The organism is Solwaraspora sp. WMMA2065, from assembly GCF_030345075.1.
Lineage (GTDB): Bacteria > Actinomycetota > Actinomycetes > Mycobacteriales > Micromonosporaceae > Micromonospora_E.
In genome coordinates this window covers 4,450,347-4,472,383 of record NZ_CP128361.1, presented here as the reverse complement: position 1 = coordinate 4,472,383, position 22,037 = coordinate 4,450,347, and the positions used below count along the sequence as shown (strand labels likewise).

Here is a 22,037-nt window from a genome sequence, read left to right as displayed (position 1 = left end):
GCGCGCGCCGAGCCGACCGAGTGAGGTCTGCTCAACCAGACGGGCGGCGTGGCTGTCATACATCCTGACTCCTTCGGTACCGCTTGACGGCCCGCGTGACCGCGTCCGGCCCGCTCAGTCCCAGGACCTCTGCCACCTCGGCTCGGCTGTATCCGGCCGCCCGCAGGATCGCGGCCGACTGCGGCACGGGATCGCCGTCGTCCGGCCGCCGCAACCGCGAGCCGTGGGGGGCCGGACCGCGCCGAGTCGCTAGGGTGCGGAGAGTGTGCGGCAAAGCCACGGCGCAGGCGTCGAGCAGTTCCGTGACGAGTGACGTGCCGTCCTCGATTCGCCAGCCTCCCCGGGCTAGTCGCCGGTCACGGAAGTGCGCGACGGCGTTCGAGGCCACCTGGCCGGCGACCCGCAGCGCGTCGGCATGCGCCCACGGCTTCTCCAGCTGTGCCCGGGCGCGTCGGTCCAGGTCGCACGGCCGGGGCACGTGCATGGCGGTCAGCCAGGCGGTGACGGTGGCCAGACAGTAGGAGGTGGCGGCGGCCGAGACGGTGTCCCACAGCTGCCCGCGGAAGCCGCTGCGCTCGAGTAGGTCCTGTAGGCGCAGTTCGGCCTGCTGAATCGACAGCCCTTCGAGCGCATCGCCGGGGAGGTCGCCGGTCTGCTCGGATCGCGTCACCGGTCGTGCGTCGATCTCCACACGAGGGCTGTGCCGGCGGTCGAAGCGCTGCCGGGCGTCAACGAATCGGCGCCACAGTACCCGGTCGGGGTCCGTCTCGGTGTCGCGCAGCGCCAGCCACTGTTCGGCGAGCTCACCGAACCGGGCGGAGGCGTCCGCCGCACCGACCTCGACACCGGACAGACGTTCCGCCTCTTCGACCAGGGCTCGGCGGCGCCCGGAGGCACCGGCGTGCGCCGGCTCCCTCAGCGCCCGGGGGCGGTCCGTCGGTGGCCGCCCGTCGTAACCGGACAGGCCGATGATGGCCGGCAGGCCGGCCTCCGGCCAGGACATCGCCCCCATCAGCGCCGTCCCTCGACGAGTGAGCGCGACGGATTCACTGGAGCCTTCGGGAGTGACCCGGATGTCCAGATCCTCCGGCACGGTGATGTTGAAGATCATGACGATGAGCTGGCCGGTACTCAGACCGACCGAGCCGACCGAGTCGGGACCGACCGCTGCAATGAACTCCAACGGCAGAGTCAAGGTGGCAGCGCCCGGACCGGCAGGAACGAGGGGGAGTTCGTAGGGTCCGAGGAGCACCCGCTTCCGGTCGCCGACCTCCATGGTGCTCGAGGCGGTCTGCTTCGGTGCCGGTCGGGGGCGCAACGGCTGCAGCGAGGGAATGAGGCGGTCGAGTACTAGGCGACGCGTGTGCTCCGGCCGCCGCGCCCGTACCGGCTCCGCAGTAGGCGCGTTCGGCGCGGTTCCTCGGAAGGTGGTCAGCAGGCCGGTGACCCCGACTCGCAGATAGGGCACGAACCGCTGCCGGGCTGCGGCCAACTCCGCGTCGTCGGTGCCCTGGATCAGCAGCCGCAGCGCGTCGTCGAGCAATCGCAGGCCGGCCGGGATCAGCGGCAGGCCGAGCTGGGTGGCGGCCAGCAGCGTCGTACGGGCCATCGGCCATCCCTGCGGGTCCCGCATGAGCGCCGAGGCGTGGATCAGGTGCGCGTCGAACGAGCGCGGCTGCGCCGCTACGAGGTCACGCGCCCAGCCACTCAGCCCTGGATCGCCGCACCGCAGCAGGATATACCCGACGGCGATCGCGGTGGCCGGGTCGGGCGCCCCGCCCCGCACCTGCGCCGCCAGGATCTGCGCCGCAGGCAGGTCACCGACCTGAAGGAACGTCAGCAAGGCTCGGGCGTGCCCGGACGCGGGGACTAGTCCGATGCCGGACCTGTCGCCGACGAATCGTAGCGGTAGGCCTGCGGCGGCCACGGTGAACTGCGGCAGCTGCGGCGACACCGTCCACTGGATCACCACCGCGCCACCGTCACCGATCCGGTCGCCTGCGACGGCTACGGTCGTGTCTGACGGCATGATAAGGCGGGTCGCCGGTGCCGGGGTGAACTCCCGGTCGAAGACCCAGCCTGCGATCCACCCGTCCCCGCTCGGCGGATCTTCTCCGGTCGCGGTGATATCGATAACCGCGAGGGCCGGCTCCTCGCCTGGCACCAGCTCGATGGGTGCTGATACTCGGCGGCCGTCGAGCAAGCCCGCGCGCACGATGTAGCGACCGGCGTGAAGCGGCTCGGTCGGCGTCGTGGAGCCGTTGAGGAGTGTGCCGGTGGCGATCACCCGCAGGTCTACGTCCAGAATCTCGAAAATACCGATCACCTCGCCGGCCCCGGCCCCAGGATTGCGGCCGAGGACCAGCAGGCCAGCGTCGGAGGTCGTCATGCCTGCTCCACCTCTGTGTGGAAGGTCCGGTTCGGCGGCAGCACCTCGGCGAATGCGGACGCCTTGCGGAAGCCGACGCCGTCTGGGAAGCCGAGCTCCACGTGATAGACGCCCGCCGAGACCTCACCCCGACCGCCGTCTACCGTCATCGGATTGCCCGCGCTATCCGGGAAGGACCGGATGGACACCTCGGCTACGGGCAGCGCGTGTGCCGGCTCGCAGGTAAGCCGGAACGGCACGAGCGGTGGCCCGTCCAGGGTGCGTAGCACACTCACCCCACTTTGCTCGCCCTCGACCGTGAGGCAGGACAGCCTGTCGGTGTCTTCTGGGTTGTCCCAGATGATCACGTCGCGCAGGTGTGGCCCGAAGCGGTCAGTGGCGACGGTCCAGCCGTTCGAGCTGGAGGGGTGTGCGCCCAAGCCGTCGAGGGTGCGTAGGACGGCGGCGGTGAACGGGGTGACTGCGTCCTGTCTGGCCTGGGCCTCGAAGCGACGTGCGGTGGAGAAATAGACCGGGGCATCGAGCGGCGACAGCGGCAGACGCACCTGCCGGGGATGATCCATGAGAGCACGAGTCGCCGAGGTCAGCTGCGCGAAGTCGGGCGGCATCTGACGGCAGGCGTCGACGAAGTAGACCTGGGTTCGTGCGCGGCAGTGCTGCATGATCGTGCGGATTTCGCTGAGCTCGACGCAGTTCTCTAGCAGTGCGTCCGGGTCGCGGCCCAGGTCCTCGAGGAGTAGGAGCTGACCGTCGAGTTCCCAGCCGTGTCCACAGAAATAGAACAGGGCGATATTGTCGCGGTGGCTGTCGCACCGGCGGCGCCATCGCCGGAACGCCGCCTTGAACTCATCGAAGACAGCCCGGCCGACGCTTTGCCGGGTGCCGTCGCCGAGGCGCAGCGAGACCTCGGCGATCGACGAGATCAACACCTCAACCGTGCCGACCGGCGGGTCATTGGTGCCACGCGGTGCGTGCAGGAGCCATTCGGCCACGGCCGCTGCCGACGGTGGCGGGCTCGTGACTGAGCCGAGATCACCGAGCACCCGCCCCGCTGGACCGTCGTCGGCCGGGTCGTCGCAGTACGGATACGCGCCGACGCCGACGACGAAGGCGTGCATCCGCGGACCCGTCCCATCATCGACAACGACCTCCGTCACGAACGTGCCTCCCGCACCCGGGCAGCCAGCCGGGCGTGGAAGGTGGGCTGCCGGAAGTACGCACCGTGCGCCCAGAGCGCATCGGTCGGAAACTCGTAGTCGATGACGCCGTCGAGGACCGGAGCCGCCGTGTAGGAGAGCAGGTCGCCGCGATCGACCACATTGATCCAGCGTCGAACGTTCGCCGGCCGGCCGGCCCTCGCGGGAAACATCCCCAGCTCTTCAAAGAAGCCGACCTGGGTGCCGACCGTTACGAGAGTGTCCACTTCGAGGTCAGGCCGGAAGTAGCTGAGGACGTCGTACACGATGTTGCCGCCCATGCTGTGCGCCACCACGATGAGCGGCCCCTCGCGGCTGGCCTCCTCCAGGTCCCGCACGACCAGCGAAACGACCTCGCCTGGTCGCTCCGGGCTGCCCCGGCTCGCGAGGTAGACCAGGACGTCTCCGATCAGTAGCGAGACCGGGCGGCCTATGAGCCGGCGCAGCGCCGCCGCCGCGTGTCGGACGGGCGGACCTACGTTGCTTCGGCGATACCTGTCCACCGCAGCAATCAGCGCCGCGTGCGCCGCCACGCGCATCCTTCGCCTGGCGCCGAGGGCCTCTACACCCGGGGCCGGCACCGCCACCGGCGCGGTCCGTCGGACCAGCAACTCGACGAGCTCCCGGTCGTCGTCGACGGTGGTGGCATCGAGGTCGGGATGCTCGCACCAGTCGGCCAGCGCCACAGCCTGGTCGGCGAGCTCCTCGATCTCCGCGTCGTCTCGACCGCGCAGGTCTAGGAGCGAGTAGAGCAGGTCGACCGCTCCATGCAGGTCAATACGGGCGGCCTGAACGAGCGGCATACCACTCCCGCCGGGATCGGCGACGGCGACCAGATCGGCCACGACTGGGTCATCACCGCCGAGCCGTTCACTGTTGCGGTCGATGGGCAGCGTGGCCGGGGACCACCCCACGGCCGTGCCCAGCTCGCCCCAGAGCGGATTGCGGATCTCCGACCCGGCCAGCTCAGGCACCCCTCGGGCCAACAGGAACCGTTGAAACAGGGCGTCCCGAAGCGCGACCTTGTTAGCGTAAGCCCGACCGTCGCGATTGCCGATCCCGTGCACGAACACCAGCGCCACGCCGACCAGTCTTACGGGGGTAGCAGGCGGTCCTCTATCCCCGAATGGGCGAAATATTGCGCCAACCGCCCCTTGTCTACCCCGCAGGCCGGCCGTCCCACCCACCGCACTCCCGGTCGTCAAGGTTTCCGCGCTCGGTATCAGCGTGACCACCAAGGCTATTGAAGGTGTCCGCACAAAGCTCATACGCCTCGTCACCTGCAATGCCGCGTAGCCGAAACCAAGCTATCCAAACCGGGCGGCAACGCCGACCCAGACATGCCTGGTGCCGCCTGCTCGGCGCCACCAGGCCACCCGGGGATGATCAGCGGGGAGCAGGTCGACTCCGCTGTATGTCGTCGGCACTACGTACAGGTAGTCCAGCAGGGTGCTCTTCAGCTGCGGCCTCTCCTCGGCCTCCACCATGGAGGCCTGCGCGCCGACATCCGCAAGCGGCCACGGGGACGAGACGGTGCGTACCGGTGCGGATCTAGGTCCCGCTGGGATGGGACCGGGCCGTTCACCCCGCGGCTGACACCCCTGCCTCCAGTGCCGCTCCGACCTGGCTGTTCTCGATCCGTCCCCGCCCCGCCCCGCCCCGGACCGACGCCGCCCGCGACGGCCGGTGCGCAAGCGGCCAGGCCTGATCGGCACCGACGGCGCGCCCGCCACGGTTGAGTAAACCTCTGGGATCCTTGACTCTGCCTCAACTTGCCGGAGACTTGTGAAGCAAGGCGAAGCAATCCGACTGCTCCTCAAGGGAGGAGTAGGTCTTCAGGAGGCTTCGCAATGCACGACACCACCACCCGGGCGCTCTGGTTCGCCATCGGCCTGCTGGCAGCCATCATCGTTGGCGCCGCCGCCGGGCTCCTGTCCTGGCTAGACGGCAGGTCGGTCCCAGGGTCAATCTTGATTGCGGGCGCCGGCTGCTCTGGTGCCTTCTTTCTGTTCATCGCGGCTGCGCACTTCGTGACCAGCCGCCCCGAGAGGTGACATGTGGCGTACAAGCTCGATGAACTCGCCGGGGACGTGGCCTCACAGTTCGGCCTCACCCGGGCGACCTCACCCGCCACGTCCGCGCCCAGCTCCCACGGCGGCAGGCCCGAGGTGCCCGGCTGCACTAGCAGGGCCCAGCATGCCGCGAAGACCTGCCGGCGCTGGCGTTCGCTGAGCCAGCCGGCCGCACGGATGGGTTTCGGTCGGTGTGTCGTAAGTGACGGCGACAGTCGACCCGAGGTCTGGGCAGATAGAAAGCGGGGCCTGCGCGATGCTGGCGCCCCGGCAGAGCCTACTCATATGGCAGCCGGGTTCCTCATGTAGATACTGGTTAATGGACTTTCTGGTCGGGGCGACCGTAGTGGCTGGCGGGCCGGGCGCTCAGGCGTTCACCGTCGACGCCTAAGTATGGGCATCCCTACCTGAACCGACCATGGTGCGGCTGGGTGAACTGGGTGGCTCGGCTGTCCACAGCTGTGAACAGCCGGCCCCGGTGAGGCCCCGCACGGGTCGGGTGACGTCCGTGCGGAATCCCCTGATGCGCCGGTGGTAGCACGCCGGGCACCATGACTGGGCCTACCGCCGTGTTCGAGATGAGGTAGTTGTGACCCGCAGTGATCCTGTAGCAGCGTTTCTTGCCCGCGCGGGCAGGGACTGCGCGGAACAGGCTGACGAGTTGCAGAGCCTGCTCAGCGCCGTGCTGGCGACCACCGCTCCACCGGGTGCGCCGGCCAGCCAGGACCACCGGGCGTCGCTGACGGCGACGCGCAGCGAGGACCGGCACGCTCTGGGACGCCGGGCGGTGGTGGCCGGTCTCCATGTGGCGGTGTCGGTCGCCGATCACGTGCGATGTCTCGGAGCGCTGCTGGCGCGACCGCGGGAGGCGGTGCCGCTCTACGCGCACGCAAGCCTGGCACGCTCGGCGGTAGAGGCCGCCGCCCTCATGGTGCACCTGTTCGCTGACGGTCAGCCGTACGACGTTCGGCTTGGACGAGGTGTGGCTTTCCTACTCGCTGACGCCGATGCCGCCGCCAGCGGCGCCGCCGGCATCCCGGGCAACCCGTACATGGCTGCCCCTGGACCAGGAGTTCAGGCCGAGCTGGACCAGCTGCTGAATCTGTCCGGCAGCCGAGGATCGAGACGGTTCCGAACCGGACCGGCAACCGGATCAAGGGGATTCGGGTACGACCGGGCGGCCCCGAGTTTCCGATGGCCACCAGGTCCTCGGACCTGGTTGAGGAGGCCTTCCCGGACATGCCGAAGGTGTACGCGCTGCTGTCGGCGACCGTGCACGGAATGCCATGGGGCCTGGTCAAAAGCGCACGAACCGGACAACAGGAGATCGCGTACGAGCCGGACCCGGTCAACGTCGCCGGCTCCGTACTTCCCGCGCTTGCGGCTGCTGCCCGTGCTGGCCGGACCGTGGCCCGGTACCGCGGCTTCGGGGAGACGCCCGCGCTTGCCGGGCTCCTGCGTCGGCATCAGGCGTTCGACCAGGCGATGCGACGATTCGGCGCGTGCGTACGGTTGTTCTGGCGGGGGCCCGACCGACCATCGCCCGTTTCCTGGCTCGGCCAGGATCACCCGGCGGCGTGTAGGTCAGCGGCCGGATCTTCCCGCCAGGCGGTGACCGCCTCTGATTCCGGGAGGCAGGATCAAGCGGCTTCGTAGGATGCCATACACCCGATGGGTGGTTGAGATCCTCACTCGTTGCGGATGTCGGTGGGTAGCGCGTCGGCGATGGCGCCGCCGATGGTGGGTTTGGTGAGGTAGAAGGTGGCGCGGTGGGGTTGGGCGCCGTTGTCGACGGTGTAGGTGCTCTCGAAGGTGGCCTCGGTGGGGCGTTGCTTGTCGAAGGTTGCGGTGAGGTTCGTGCGGGCGGCGACGATGTCGTCGCGGTCGGCGAGGTTGATCCAGCATTGCAGGCCGGCGGGGTAGGCGGGGGGTTGTTGCAGCGGCGGATTACGGAGGCTAGTCCGAGGGGGCTGCCGAGGGTGATGAGCAGGGGCAGGGTTTGCGGTCGGGCGTGGAGGGCTTCGTAGGCGACGATAGAGCCGAGGCTGTGCGCGAGTACGACGCGGGTGTCGTCGTCGAGGTGTTCGTGGACGGTGGCGATGGCGGCTTTCCGGATGGCGGGTTCGGTGAGGTAGCGCACGGCCTGGCCGACGGACGCGTTGAGGCCGGCGAGGTGGAAACCGGCGGCACCGAACCAGGAAATGCGGTCGAGGGACGAACGCGCGGGTGGTCATTCCGCGTATCCCTTGGGCGTCGGTGGGGTCGTGCTGCAGCGCCTGTAGTTCCTGGCGGGCGGTGCTGGCGTCGCGGGCCTGGTGGAGTCCAACGCGTTGGTGAGCCATTCGACGGCGATGTCGTCGGCGAGGTCGCGTTGCGCCTCGGTGAGATCGATGGCCTGGCCCTGTTGGTCGGGGGTGAGGAACAGGTTGCCGTAGAACGTCACCCGGGCCCACCGGACGGTGGGTCGAATTGGCCAGAGTTGGTCGGCCAGGTCGGGGTGTCCGGCGGTGCGTGCTCCGCCGGCGAACCCTGCGCTGGTGGGCTCGTCTCGTCGCGGTCATCGAGCGACTCGGCCTGGGCCTGCAGGTGGGGGTGGTAGCCGTGGGCTGTCAGGCTAGGTTTCGTCGTTTCTCAGCGCTGGGGACTAATCGGGGAGGGCTGGATGAGCCTTCGTTCGGGTCGTCGGTTGTCGATGCCGGCCGCGGTGCTTCTTCTCGGCATGGCGCTTGCGTTGGTTGGGAACATGGCTACGAATACAGTGGAGCCTCCGGAAACCTGGTGGTGGTGGCCGTGGGCAGTGTGGATGGCCGTTGGGCTGTTGGTAGTCGCGTCGCTGCGGGTGCAGTACGCCCGGATGCCAACGGGTGGCTCGGACGCTGGTGTTGTCGGGGATCTCGCGGCCCGGTTGGAGCGGAACTGGGCTGAGGAGGCCGTACGGCGTGACGTCACCCGGCCAGTGCCGCTGCGGGTGTCCTGGTCGTCAACGAGCCGCCCTGCGGCCAGCCGCGGAACGGTGATCGGTGACCAGCCGGGCGACTGGCAGCAGTTCCCCCTGCGTGGGCAGGCCGATGCGCTCAACGAGCAAGTCGTGGCTGCGTTCCGGGCTCTGCCGCAGCGGCAGTTGATGGTGCTGGGTGAGCCGGGCGCGGGTAAGAGCGTGTTCGCGATGCTGTTGACCCTCGGGTTGATCCGTACCAGGGCTGAGGGTGAGCCGGTGCCGGTGCCGGTGCTGTTGGCGATCAATGCCTGGACTCCGGACGAGCCGGTGGACGTGTTCGTGGCGCGGCGGCTGACCGATGACTACGCCGATGTCCTGGCCGGCTACGGCGACCCGCAGGCGGTGGCCGAACGGCTGGTGGAACACCGGCAGGTGATGCCTGTACTGGATGGTCTGGACGAACTGCCTGCCCAGGCGATCGACTCGGCGCTGCAAGCCCTCGACAGCTACGCCGCAGCGGGCCGGTCTCTGGTGGTGACCTGCCGTGCCCGCGAGTACGAGGAGGCGGCAATCCGCAGCGAGACCATCTTGACGACTGCGGCAGTGGTGGAACTCGAACCGGTCACTGTCGAAGCGGCGATTGCGTATCTGTCCTACCCGGAACCAGCCCATCCACGCTGGGAACCGGTGTTCACCCACCTTCGCTCACGCTCTGATGGCGACGGGTCGGACATGATGACTCCGGCGGATCCGCTGGCGCGAGCGTTGTCTACACCGTTGATGGTGGCATTGGCCCGCACCGCCTATCAAAATCCGGGAACGGATCCGGCCGAGCTGCTTGGGCTGGCGACGCGGCAGGCGATCACGGACCGGTTGATGGACGCGTTCGTCACCGCCGCCTACGGTCACCCATCTGGTTGGCGGAATGGTCAAGTCGGTTCGCGGCAACGACGTGATGATCCAGACCGGACCCGCCGGTGGCTGACTTGTTTGGCATACCACCTGTACCAGAGCGGCACCCGCGACCTGCACTGGTGGCAGATCGACCCTGGTCTCCTCGCAGCCCGCCCACGTCAGACGTCGACCGAGACTAGGCGTATGGCGGTCGTCGCAGGCGGACTGGTCGCGGGACTGGTCGGCGCCGCCGTTGGGGCTAGTGGTCTCTGGTCGGCCGTCACGGGGGTACTCATCATGACGACGGCAGCCAGCGGCTGGTTGCGGCCGCTGTGGCCGCACGGCTATCCGCCCTACACCCGCCTGAAGTCCCAGACGCTTCGTCGACGCCGAGCCCAGATGGTCGCGCTACCACTGGTATACGGGATCGGCGGTGGACTGCTGACCGGGATAATCACCACCAGCTGGACAGCCGTGTTGCCGGCCGGGCTGATCTGCGGACTCCTCACTGCGGTCCTGCCGTCCTGGCGGCCGGCTCCATCGACCCGCCAGGCCGCCACCGCCGCAGCTGACCTGGCTAACAACCGCCGTAACATCGCCGCCGCCGCAGTTCCACAGGCTCTGACAAGCGGTACGGTGTTCACCCTCGCAGGGGAACTGGCCCATACGTCGCCGTCCTCGGCTATCGGTATCACCGCCGCCTTGGTCTATGGCACTACCGCCGGTCTTGTCGCTGGAGGCTGGACCTGGACGCTGTTCCGGCTGACCCATGCCCGTCTCGCCCTGTACGGCTGGTTGCCCTGGCGCCTGCAACACTTTCTGGCCGGTGCCCACTACCGCGGCGTTCTACGCCAAGCTGGCCCGGTCTACCAGTTCCGTCACGCCATTTTCCAAGACCACCTTGCCCGTATCTCGCGCGCCCGTCACCTACGACTCAGGGTCAGCGCTGGCGACCAGGGCGCCGCCGAGCCGTTGGCCAGCCTGCTCGTCCGTCAGGATCGTGTTGATGAGGCGATCGCCATTCTCCAAGCCAGTGCCGATGCCGGTAACCGGGAGGCTGCGGTGTCATTGGCTGATCTGTTGGCCGGGCGGGGCGATGTTGATGAGGCGATCGCTATTCTCCAAGCCGGCGCCGATGCTGGACTGTGGGGCGCGGACTGGCGGTTGGCCGATCTGCTCGCTAAGCAGAGGCGTGTTGACGAGTTGCGAGCCCGAGCCAATGCCGGCGACAGGCAGGCCGCGCTGTCGTTGGCTAATCTGTTGGCCGGGCGGGGCGATGTTGATGAGGCGATCGCTATTCTCCAAGCCCGCGCCGATGCCGGGGATCAGTTTGTAGCCGGGCTGCTTGCCCGCAGAAGCGTTGACGAGTTGCGGGCTCGAGCCGATGCCGGCGACTGGGATGCCATTTGGTTGCTGGCTTTGATGTTCGTCCGTCCGGGTCGTGTCGATGAGGCGATCGCCATTCTTCAACCTATCGCCGATGCTCGATTGCCGTCCGCAGGCCGACAGTTGGCCGACCCACTCGCTAAGCAGGGGCGTGCTGACGAATTGCGAGCCCGAGCCAATGCCGGCGACAGGCAGGCCGCGCTGTCGTTGGCTGTGATCCTAGCCCAACAGGGCCGTGTTGATGAGGCGATCGCCATTCTCCAAGCCAGTGCCGATGCCGGCGATCTGGCCGCATCCAAAGTGCTAGCCAGCCTACTTGCCCGGCAAGGCCGTGTTGACGAGGCGATCGCAATCCAAGCCCGGGCCGATGCTGGCGACGGTTACAGCGATCTGTTATTGGCCGTGATGTCTACCGGAAAGGAGCGCGTTGATGAGGCGATCGCAATCCTCCGAGCCTGGGCCGATACTGGAAAGTGGGGACAGCCGGGCGGTTGACCAACTTCAACCGGGCGCGCGCGCTTCATTTTCGCGGGCCTCGGGGCTGCACTTGCAGCATCTTCTGGCCCGGCTGCAAGGCCGTTTCTCGCGGATCATGACGTACGGTCCGGGACCGCGCGGAGCCAGTCGAGGGTTTCAGCAAGGTCGAGCGTGGCCTGGTACGACTCGGAAAGCTTGTCGTACCTGGTCGCCAGGCCACGCCACTGCTTCCGCCGGCCGAAACCCCCCGCTCGACCTGGTTACGCCGCCTTTACCGGTCAGGATCGAAGACCGGTGGACGTCCACCGGAAGATCCTCTCCTTACCCGGTTGGCCTTCTGGTCTGCCAGCTCGGGGATCACCGCCTCAATCTTGCGGGCACGCAACGCGGCCCGGTTCGCCTTCGAGGAGTACGCCTTGTCCGCCGACAGCGAGTCCAGACGCTCACGAGGCCGGCCGACACCACCAGGACGTTTCACCGACACCTGGTCCAGCAACGCCACCAACTGCCTGGTGTCCGATGCCTGACCCGGCGTAATCCGCGTGGCGAGCGACCGGCCCCGCCCGTCGGTCATAGAGCGCACCTTCGTGGTCAGTCCCCCACGTGAACGACCCAGACCCTCGCGCGTCTGCGCCTGCTTGGCGTCCAGCCCCCTTGACGAGCCCCGGCGGCGTGCTGATGGGCCCGCACCACCGTCGAATCGGCCTGGGCGTGCCAGTCGACGTCACCGTCCGCCTCGGCCACCGGCGATCACATGCGCCTTCAGCCTGGCCCACGTACCGTCGGCCGCCCACCAGCGGAACTGTCCGGCTAGGGTCTTCCACGGCCCGTACCGCTCCGGCGCGTCCCGCTACGGCGAACCCGTGCGCTTCACCCAGCAGATCCCGTTGATCACCTGTCGGTGATCGCGCCGCTGACCACCCCGAACCGGCTGCTCGGGCAACAACGGCTCCAGGATCGTCCACTCGTCATCCGTCAGATCAAACCGTGCCATACAAGGGACAACGAACCACACCCAAGATCCGCGAGACACGCCCTAGCTTGATCTTTAACCTGTGCGGCGTGGTCTGGGATTGACCGATTTCTTCTTTCTGGAGGTCGTCTTCCCGGTTTGGCTGCTGGTGACGGTGTGGACGTCGTAGCGGCGGGTGGGGTGACGGTTGGGCGTGCCGGGTGGTCGTCCGGGGCCTGGCCGGGTGGGTTTCGGCGCGCTGGCGGGGCAGGTGCTTGTCGGACGTAGGTGCCGAAATCCGCGGCGGACCCGGGATGGGGTGAGCCGTTCGGGTGGCGCTGGTCGTTCCCATGGGTGACGCAGGTCGGCGGTCAGTGGCCGGGCCAGCCTCAGCTGCGTGTAGGCGGCGATGATCAGCCAGGTCCACCGGTCGGCGGCGTGCGGGTCGCGCAGTTTCGGCACTGTCCAGCCGAGGGTCTGCTTGAACAGCCGGAACGTGTGCTCGATGTCGAAACGGCGTAGGAACGCCTGCCACAACAGGTCGATCATCGCCGGATCCGGGCTGGGATCGTGGCCCGGCTCGTGGTCGATACCGGTGGACCACCACAACCATACCGGTTTCGCGGTCGCGCCCGACGGCAGCCGCCCGACGTCGAGACGGATCACGGTGCCTTCCAGGATCGGCAGTGCAGGGCAGTCGGTCCAGGCCGCGCGGCGGGTCAGTCTCGGATGCAAGCGGTGCCAGGCTCGGGCGGTGACGGTGCCGTAGAGGCGGGTATCGGTCACCGTGGTCACATCCGGGGCACCCCAACTGCGGGGGTCGCCGAAGATGAACTCGGCGCCGTGGCGGGGCAGCCGGCCCCGCCGGCCGGGCAGCGGTGGTGGCGCGGGTCGGCGCAGGACCCTGTCCGAGCGCAGCCTGGCCAGGACGCGCACCGGCAGGTCCCGCAGCAGCCAGGCCAGGCGGGCCGCGTCGTAGCCTGCGTCCATCACCACCCAGACCTGCGGATCGCCGGGCCGCCAATGGCCGGCGGCGATCAACCGGCCGACCACGTCCCGCAACTGGGCGGCGGTCACCGCCGCCAGATCCGCACCCGGAGCCAAGCGGACCGCGTCCAGCGGTGCGGTCCACGAGGTGCGGCCGGTCTCCAACGCCACAACGAACGCATACGGCCAGCCTGGAACTCCGATGTGCTGGTCCCTGCCACGGCCGTAGGTGTGACACAGGATCCGCTCCGGCGACGTGTGCGCCTCCGGCCGCAGCCAGCACGTCACATCCACGGCCAGGACGAGCCGCCCGTCAGCCGCCCGCGGCGGCGGCACCGCCGCCACCGCCGTACGCAGCCGTTGCACGTCAACCCGCCCGGCGGCCAAGGCGTCGTACAACGCGCCGTGCCCACGGCGGTACTCCGCTACCAGCGACAACCCGGGCAACGACCGCACCGGCCCATCCGCGCACAACACCGCGTCGGTCAACTCGAACAACGCATCCGACCGCCGTGACAGGGCCTGGTGGAAGTCCCGCCGAAACCCGGCCAACACCTCCGCCGGATCCCTCACCGGCCCGGTCGAGACAGAGCGGGGTAACACCAGCCCACTCAGATGGGCCAAAATCGTGGCCACGGCCACCGCCTTGATCTCGCGTCCTTGCCAGGGAACCCGAAGATCATCAACGGTGGCCGTTCCCACGCCAGCCCGACACGCCGGAATCCTCACAGGAGCGACCGGCGCCCGCCACCGACGGGTTAAAAATCAAGCTAGTGCGTTGGCCATGAACGTTCACCGGGTCTGATCAGTCAGGCGGCCTTGGTCCGGGGACGGCCCCAGCGGTGCTGGCGTTCGCTGCGGACCCGGGCTCTTTCGCGGCGTTGCGCGGCCAGCACGTCCGGGTGGCGGGCGTTGGCGTTGCGCCAACGCAGGTACTTCTGCATCTCTCGGGACAGGACGGTGTGGTTGGGGTGGTTCGAGTTCGCCATGGTGAACATCCGCAGCGGCCCGAACTGCGCTTCGATCGGGTTGGCCCAGGACGCGCTGGTCGGCGTGAGGCACAGCTCGACCCCGTTACGGGCAGCCCAGGCCCGGATCGCCGGGGTCTTGTTCGCCGACAGGTTGTCCAGGACGACGTAGATCGGGGCGCCGTCCGGCCGCGCCCCGCGGATCGACTTCAACGCGGACAGGGTGTGATCCGCGCCCTTGCGGCGGCGGTTGACACCCCAGAGCTGGTCGTCGCCGAGGCTGTAGCAGCCGTGGAAGTACCGGATGCCGTGCGTGCGACGGTAGGTCGCCGGCAGCCGGCCGGGACGCGACCGCGCCGCCCAGCCGCGACCGTGGTGCGGACGGATCGACAACGGCCCGAACTGGTCGAACGCGAAGCAGCGGGTCGGGAACCTGCCGGTCACCTCCTCGATCCGGTCGAGTTTGGCGTCGAAGTCCGGGTCCGTCGATTCCTTCCAGGTGCGGGTCCGCTGCCAGCTGACCTCGTGACGTCGCAGGACCTGCCGCAGCCGTTCCCGGCCCACGTCCACCGTCCGGGCGGCGTCGGTGGCCAGGTAGTCGGCGAGTTTACGCAGGCTCCAGCAGGTGAAAGGCCGCCCGAGGGTGCGCGGGCGGGCCTTGGCCGTCGCGACGATGAACGCTTCATCGTCGTCACTGATCCGGCGGGGACGGCCTCCCGCCCACTGAGGGTCCAGCGCGCGGAGACCGATCTCGTTGAACGCGTGGATCACGTCGCGGACGGTGTCCTCGTGGCCGGCGATCAGCCGGGCGATCGCCGGGACCGGTGTCCCGGACGCCGACGCCATGATGATCAGCGCCCGCCGCACCCGGACCGAATCGTGCTTGCCCCGGCGGACGAGTTACGGCCTTCTTCTTGCGTCAACCGCCGTGCCCGTACCGGCTCGGCCACCCCGCCACCACCTCTCGACAGCCAATATCACCGCCGTCGAGAGTGAGCCGTGACCAGCGACTACCAGCGGACGCCGCCCGGCGTGTCGCCGACCCGGTGAACGTTCATGGACAACGCACTAGCGCGGCTCAGGACGGGTCAGAGCCGGTAGCGATCTCGGGTCATCGCGGACCGGCTGGCCGGCAGCCGGATCTTGTTGACCCCGGGGCGTGGCGGTCGCGGACGCGTGGTCGGCCATGACGTCCGGCCACCCGTACCACCTGGCCCGTTCCGCCGAGGAAGCGATTCACGGACTGCGCCGCTCAGCCGGAACCCAGGTCGACCCGATCGTCGTGGTGGCGATCGTCGCGGAGTCGGCGGCCGAGGAAGCCGTAGCGTGACGTGGTTACACGACTCTTAAGGCACTGATTATGGTTGGCGTCAGCGTCGTCGCGTACTTCGTCTGGCTCGCCATCGCGGTCGTGGTGCGTGGAGCGGTCGGCCCGGGTTAGAGATGCTGCCCCGGCCAGGGCACTTACCTTGGACCGCGCGGCTCGACAGACCACGCTGCGTGACGCGCGGCCTGCGGCAGATGAGTAAGCAGTCTTTGGGCGTGATTCATTGCCTCCTTGGACGGGCTGCCGGCGTGCGAGGCTGTCGGGTGGCGGATCGTGGTCGCTTGGTCGGGTTGTTGACATTCGTGAGTCAGGACTCTGGTTTTGGTGCCTGTCCGGCGTAGCCTGCTGGGCTGTGGCGAGGGTGGTTGCGGTTCATGGGATCTTGAATACGTTCTTGACGCGTCCGCAGATGGTTGCGGTGTGGGGTCCTGCGTTGTTGGGCGGGGTCGAGTTGGCTGGTGGGGTGCGGGACGCGCTGACTGCCGACGATCTTGATTTTGTGGCGTTTGGTGATGTGTTTCGTGCGCCGGGGCGTTTTCTCGACGCGGGTGTGCCGCCGTTGACGGCGGACGATGTCGAGGCGGGTCTGGAGACCGAGTTGTTGGTGGAGTGGTGGCGGGCTGCGGCGGCGGTGGATCCGCTGGTGGGGTCGCCGGATGGGCGGTCGTTGGGTGGGGTGGCGTCGGTGCGGGCGGCGGTGTTGGCGTTGGCGGGGTCGCGTTTTCTGGTTCGGGTGTCGGAGCGGGTGTTGGTGTTCTGGCTGAAGCAGGTTTCCGCCTATTTCGGGCAGCCGGAGGTGCGGGCGGAGATTCAGGGGCGGTTCGCGGCCGTGATCGGGCCGGACACGCGGGTGGTGGTGGCGCATTCGTTGGGGTCGGTGGTGGCGTACGAGGCGTTGTGTGCGCATCCGCAGTGGCCGGTGACGGATCTGGTGACGTTGGGTTCGCCGTTGGGGGTGCCGCATGTCGTGACGCACCGGCTGCGACCGGAGCCGTTACGCAACCCGCAGGGTGATCTGGTGGGGGTGTGGCCGGGTGTGCGGCGTTGGGTGAACATCACCGACGATGGGGACTTTGTGGCGTTACGGCCGAGGCTGCGTGAGGTGTTCGGCGATCGAGTAACCGATGTGGGCATCAGCAACGGGGTGGCCGCTCACTCTGTTGAGCGGTATCTGTCGGCTGCGGAGACCGGTGCGGCGGTGCTGGCGGGGTTGCGGTGACCTCGGCAGCGGGTGGCGGTCCAGCTCGGCGGTTCTTCGTCGGCGCGGCAACCACTGTCTACCAGCAGGATCTGGGGTTGGGCGACCGGCCTGAGCTTGGCGACGAGTTGTGGCGGGCTCGGGAGTTGTTCACCGGGTTGGGCTACTCGGTGGTGCCAAGCTTCGGGATAGGGATGGGGGCGCGGGACTTTCAGGACCGGCTCCGTGCGTTCCTGACCGATCCGCAGCGGCGACCGGACGATGTGGTGGTGGTCTACTACACCGGGCACGGTGTCGACCACCACGGTGATCTGCTGCTGCCGATGGCCGATACCGTCGATCTCGCCTACGGCTCGGTGCGGGCCGGGGACCTGACCGGGCGGATTCTGGACAGCCACACGCCGGACCAGGTGGCCGGGCAGCAGCTGTTGTTCGTGTTGGACACCTGCTACGGGGGCAGCGCGGCCGTGCGGATGAGTGCCGGTGCCGCAGATTTTCTGTCTCGGCTGCGAGGTTTCGCCGGTGCCCCGTCCGTCGCGGTGATCGTCGCCGCGCGGGACTATCAGAGTGCCGTGGCGGGGGCGTTCACCCAGGCGTTGGCCGGCGCGGTGCGGGATCGGTCGGTGGCCGGTTTCGAGGTGCCGTTCCTGCCGTTGGACGCGCTGGTCACCGCGATCAACGCGCGGACTCCCCCGTCTCAGCGGGCCCGGTTGATGTTCGTTGGGGAGAAGGCTGCGGAGTTTTTCCCGAACCCGCGTTTCGACGACTGGTTCAGCGACTACGACCTGCGTACCCGTGACCTGCGCGCCCAGCGGGACGCACGGGAGCGGGAACGCCGTCATCATGTCGACCCGCGTGCGCGAGGGCTGGACGCCCCGGCCGGCCGGGATGATCTGTGGTTGTTCACCGGTCGGCATGCCGCGTTGCGGGAGGCGACCCGGTGGCTGGCGGGTACCGGGCCGGCGACGTTGGTGGTCACCGGCCGGCCGGGTTCGGGCAAGTCAGCGCTGCTGGCGCGTCTGGATGTGCTTGCCGATCCGCGCCGCCGGCGGTGGGTGCCGAATCTGCATCTGTTGCCCGCTGACACGATTCCCGCCGACGGCGCGATCCGCCGCTTCGTGCATGCCCGGGGGCAGACTCCACAGGATCTGCTGGCCGCGCTCGCCGAGGCGGTCGGTGTCGACAGCATCGGTGACGTGGATTCGGTCAGCGCCCTGGTCCGTGGGCTCGCCCGTGATGCTGAGCCGGTCGTCGTGGTGGTGGACGCGGTCGACGAGGCCGTGGACAGCCGCGAGGCCCGGCGTGATCGTGGTTCTCCGGTGGTGGAGCAGGTCCTGGCACCGCTGGTGGCCGCCGCCGGGCGGGTACCGCTGCGGATGATGATCGGCACCCGATCGCATCTGGTCGAGGCTCTAGGCCAGCCGGTCCGGCTGGTGGATCTCGACCGGCCGGAGTTCGCCGACCGCGCCAGTGTGCACCGGTACGCGCGGAGGTGCCTGACCGAACTGGTCGACACCTCCCCGTACCGGGGACAGCCTGCTGCTTTCGTGGACGCGGTCGCCGACGCGGTCGCGGCCAGCGCGGGTGACTCGTTCCTGGTCGCGTTGATCACCGCCCGCAGCCTCGCGTTGCGTCCGGAACCGGTCGCCAATCCGCATGATCCGACGTGGCGGGCGGGGCTTCCCCGGCACGCCGCCGACGCGATGAGCCAGGATCTCGACCAGCGGTTGCGCGGCCAGGCCTCCCGCGCCCGTGACCTGCTGTTGCCCCTGGCTTACGCCGAAGCGACCGGTATGCCGTGGGAGGACGTGTGGCCCCGACTCGTGCATGCGCTGACCGGACGGCCGTGCACGAACGCCGACTTGGAGTGGCTGATCGAGCAGGCCGGCTACTACATCATCGAAACCAGTCTCGACCGCCGCTCGGTGTACCGCCTGTACCACGAATCTCTCGCCGAGCATCTGCGGGAGGATCGGGACACCGAAGCCGATCAGGCTGCGATTGTCGATGTTCTGGCCGATCGGGTCCCCCGGCTGGTCGACGGTACCCCGGACTGGTCCCGCGCCCACCCGTACACGGCGGCGACCATCGCCACCCACGCCGCTGGCACCGACCGCCTCGACGCACTGATCACCCAGCCGCGGTTCCTGCTCGATACGCCCCCGGCGCCGCTGTCCGCCGCGCTACCCCACACCCGCACCCCGGACGGTCACGCCGCCGCTGACGCCTACCGCCGCGCTCTCGCCCGACTCCGTACCGCCCCCACCGGCCAGCGCGCCGCCTACCTGCAACTCACCGCCCGCTGCGCGCGTGCCCCGAAACTCGCCCAAGCGATCGCGGACAGCGGCCTACCGCTGCCATTCGCCACCGACTGGGCATCCTGCCGCCTGTCCACACCCCACCACACCATCACCGGCCACTCCGGCGACGTGAGCGCGGTGGCGGTGGGCCAGCTCGACGGCCGCCCAGTCGTCGTCTCCGGCAGCGCCGACCGGACGGTGCGGATGTGGGACACCGCCACGGGCACCCCGATCGGCCAGCCCTTCACCGGCCACACCGGCGACGTGAGCGCGGTGGCGGTGGGCCAGCTCGACGGCCGCCCAGTCGTCGTCTCCGGCAGCGCCGACCGGACGGTGCGGATGTGGGACACCGCCACGGGCACCCCGATCGGCCAGCCCTTCACCGGCCACACCGGCGACGTGAGCGCGGTGGCGGTGGGCCAGCTCGACGGCCGCCCAGTCGTCGTCTCCGGCAGCGCCGACCGGACGGTGCGGATGTGGGACACCGCCACGGGCACCCCGATCGGCCAGCCCTTCACCGGCCACACCGGCGACGTGAGCGCGGTGGCGGTGGGCCAGCTCGACGGCCGCCCAGTCGTCGTCTCCGGCAGCGCCGACCGGACGGCGCGGGTATGGGACACCGCCACGGGCACCCCGATCGGCCAGCCCTTCACCGGTCACACCGGCAGGGTCTGGTCGGTGGCGGTGGGCCAGCTCGACGGCCGCACCATCATCGTCTCCGGCAGCGCCGACCGGACGGTGCGGATGTGGGACACCGCCACGGGCACCCCGATCGGCCAGCCCTTCACCGGTCACACCGGCAGGGTCTGGTCGGTGGCGGTGGGCCAGCTCGACGGCCGCACCATCATCGTCTCCGGCAGCGCCGACCGGACGGTGCGGATGTGGGACACCGCCACGGGCACCCCGATCGGCCAGCCCTTCACCGGCCACACCGGCGACGTGAGCGCGGTGGCGGTGGGCCAGCTCGACGGCAGCCCAGTCATCGTCTCCGGCAGCGCCGACCGGACGGTGCGGATGTGGGACACCGCCACGGGCACCCCGATCGGCGACCCCTTCACCGGCCACACCGGCGACGTGAGCGCGGTGGCGGTGGGCCAGCTCGACGGCAGCCCAGTCATCGTCTCCGGCAGCGCCGACCAGACGGTGCGGATGTGGGACACCGCCACGGGCACCCCGATCGGCCAGCCCTTCACCGGCCACACCGGCAGGGTCTGGTCGGTGGCGGTGGGCCAGCTCGACGGCCGCCCAGTCGTCGTCTCCGGCAGCGCCGACCGGACGGTGCGGGTATGGGACACCGCCACGGGCACCCCGATCGGCGACCCCTTCACCGGTCACACCGGTTGGGTGCGTTCGGTGGCGGTGGGCCAGCTCGACGGCCGCCCAGTCATCGTCTCCGGCAGCGACGACAAGACGGTGCGGATGTGGGACACCGCCACGGGCACCCCGATCGGCGACCCCTTCACCGGCCACACCAGCGCGGTCTGGTCGGTGGCGGTGGGCCAGCTCGACGGCCGCACCATCATCGTCACAGGTAGCGACGACAAGACGGTGCGGATGTGGGACGCAGCCACCGGCACCCCGATCGGCCAGCCCTTCACCGGCCACACCGGTTGGGTGCGTACGGTGGCGGTGGGCCAACTCGACGGCCGCACCATCATCGTCTCCGGCAGCGCCGACCAGACGGTGCGGATGTGGGACGCAGCCACCGGCACCCCGATCGGCCAGCCCTTCACCGGCCACACCGGTTGGGTGCGTACGGTGGCGGTGGGCCAACTCGACGGCCGCACCATCATTGTCACAGGTAGCGACGACAAGACGGTGCGGATGTGGGACGCAGCCACCGGCACCCCGATCGGCCAGCCCCTCACCGGCCACACCGGTTGGGTGCGTACGGTGGCGGTGGGCCAACTCGACGGCAGCCCAGTCGTCGTCACCGGCAGCGACGACAAGACGGTGCGGGTATGGGACGCAGCCACCGGCACCCCGATCGGCCAGCCCTTCACCGGTCACACCAGCAGGGTCTGGTCGGTGGCGGTGGGCCAACTCGACGGCCGCACCATCATCGTCTCCGGCAGCGCCGACCAGACGGTGCGGATGTGGGACGCAGCCACCGGCACCCCGATCGGCCAGCCCTTCACCGGCCACACCGATTGGGTGCATTCGGTGGCGGTGGGCCAACTCGACGGCCGCACCATCATCGTCTCCGGCAGCGCCGACCGGACAGTGCGGATGTGGGACGCGGCCACCGGCACCCCCGTCGGCGACCCCTTCACCGGTCACACCAGCGCGGTCTGGTCGGTGGCGGTGGGCCAACTCGACGGCCGCACCATCATCGTCACCGGCAGCGCCGACCAGACGGTGCGGATGTGGGACGCAGCCACCGGCACCCCGATCGGCCAGCCCTTCACCGGTCACACCAGCGCGGTCTGGTCGGTGGCGGTGGGCCAACTCGACGGCCGCACCATCATCGTCACCGGCAGCGCCGACCAGACGGTGCGGATGTGGGACGCAGCCACCGGCACCCCGATCGGCCAGCCCCTCACCGGCCACACCGATTGGGTGCGTACGGTGGCGGTGGGCCAACTCGACGGCCGCACCATCATCGTCTCCGGCAGCGCCGACAAGACGGTGCGGATGTGGGACGCAGCCACCGGCACCCCGATCGGCCAGCCCTTCACCGGCCACACCGATTGGGTGCATTCGGTGGCGGTGGGCCAACTCGACGGCCGCACCATCATCGTCTCCGGCAGCGCCGACAAGACGGTGCGGATGTGGGACACGGCCAGCCTACGAGCCTACGAAACCACAGAGATTCATCTTCCAGAATCAGCTTATGGAACCGCATTCCTCGTTCCCGGAATCATCGCCATTGCAACCACTCTCGGCGTCATAAGCGTGCGACTAGAGCACTACAGCGGTTGAATGGCTGGGGTCTGTTGGTCGGTTCGGGTCT

At 69.1% G+C, this 22,037-nt stretch carries 10 protein-coding genes and 2 pseudogenes; 5 read left to right on the top strand and 7 right to left on the bottom strand.

Translation table 11 applies throughout. The annotated features are described in order from the left end of the window. Positions 1-55: 55 nt before the first annotated feature. From O7610_RS20325 to O7610_RS20315, 3 genes are read right to left on the bottom strand one after another with little or no spacing between them, the layout of a single operon-like run. Entirely contained in the window at positions 56-2,389 is a 2,334-nt protein-coding gene (locus tag O7610_RS20325; protein ID WP_289211553.1) for a hypothetical protein, read from the bottom strand. Then, complete coding sequence (locus tag O7610_RS20320) at positions 2,386-3,507, bottom strand: caspase family protein (protein ID WP_289211552.1); 1,122 nt, start codon at positions 3,505-3,507, stop codon at positions 2,386-2,388. The genes O7610_RS20325 and O7610_RS20320 overlap by 4 nt, the downstream gene beginning before the upstream one ends. Before the next feature lie 35 nt (positions 3,508-3,542). Then, positions 3,543-4,820: a lipase family protein gene (locus tag O7610_RS20315; protein WP_289211551.1), complete on the bottom strand. Its 1,278-nt coding sequence runs from the start codon at positions 4,818-4,820 to the stop codon at positions 3,543-3,545. A gap of 615 nt (positions 4,821-5,435) precedes the next feature. Here O7610_RS20315 and O7610_RS20310 point away from each other — a divergent pair. Continuing rightward, positions 5,436-5,639 (top strand): hypothetical protein, encoded by a 204-nt coding sequence (locus O7610_RS20310; protein ID WP_289211550.1) that lies wholly within the window; start codon positions 5,436-5,438, stop codon positions 5,637-5,639. Between the two features lie 2,248 nt (positions 5,640-7,887). Here the strand turns inward: O7610_RS20310 and O7610_RS20305 are convergent. Next, a complete protein-coding gene (locus tag O7610_RS20305) occupies positions 7,888-8,100 on the bottom strand; it encodes a hypothetical protein (protein ID WP_289211549.1) in 213 nt (70 codons plus the stop codon). A 219-nt stretch (positions 8,101-8,319) separates the two neighbouring features. Here O7610_RS20305 and O7610_RS20300 point away from each other — a divergent pair, with 219 nt between their 5' ends. After that, a complete protein-coding gene (locus O7610_RS20300) occupies positions 8,320-11,370 on the top strand; it encodes a tetratricopeptide repeat protein (protein ID WP_289211548.1) in 3,051 nt (1,016 codons plus the stop codon). A gap of 95 nt (positions 11,371-11,465) precedes the next feature. On the opposite strand, the pseudogene O7610_RS20295 reads toward O7610_RS20300, so the two are convergent. The 3 genes and pseudogenes from O7610_RS20295 to O7610_RS20285 all read right to left on the bottom strand — a co-directional run bounded on the left by O7610_RS20295 (position 11,466) and on the right by O7610_RS20285 (position 15,209). Further along, positions 11,466-12,346: pseudogene (locus tag O7610_RS20295) on the bottom strand (IS5 family transposase). 54 nt (positions 12,347-12,400) lie between these two features. Then, positions 12,401-13,864: an NF041680 family putative transposase gene (locus tag O7610_RS20290; RefSeq protein WP_289211547.1), complete on the bottom strand. Its 1,464-nt coding sequence runs from the start codon at positions 13,862-13,864 to the stop codon at positions 12,401-12,403. Positions 13,865-14,100: 236 nt separating this feature from the next. After that, positions 14,101-15,209: pseudogene (locus O7610_RS20285) on the bottom strand (IS630 family transposase). 209 nt (positions 15,210-15,418) lie between these two features. On the opposite strand from O7610_RS20285, the gene O7610_RS20280 reads away from it, so the two are divergent. The 3 genes from O7610_RS20280 (at position 15,419) to O7610_RS20270 (ending at position 22,006) form a co-directional block, all read left to right on the top strand. Beyond that, positions 15,419-15,589 carry a hypothetical protein gene (locus O7610_RS20280; RefSeq protein ID WP_289211545.1) on the top strand — a complete coding sequence of 57 codons (171 nt, stop codon included), beginning with the start codon at positions 15,419-15,421 and terminating at the stop codon, positions 15,587-15,589. A gap of 391 nt (positions 15,590-15,980) precedes the next feature. Then, entirely contained in the window at positions 15,981-16,805 is an 825-nt protein-coding gene (locus O7610_RS20275; RefSeq protein ID WP_289211544.1) for a hypothetical protein, read from the top strand. Continuing rightward, positions 16,802-22,006 (top strand): caspase family protein, encoded by a 5,205-nt coding sequence (locus O7610_RS20270; RefSeq protein ID WP_289211543.1) that lies wholly within the window; start codon positions 16,802-16,804, stop codon positions 22,004-22,006. The genes O7610_RS20275 and O7610_RS20270 overlap by 4 nt, the downstream gene beginning before the upstream one ends. The last annotated feature ends 31 nt before the right edge of the window (positions 22,007-22,037 follow it).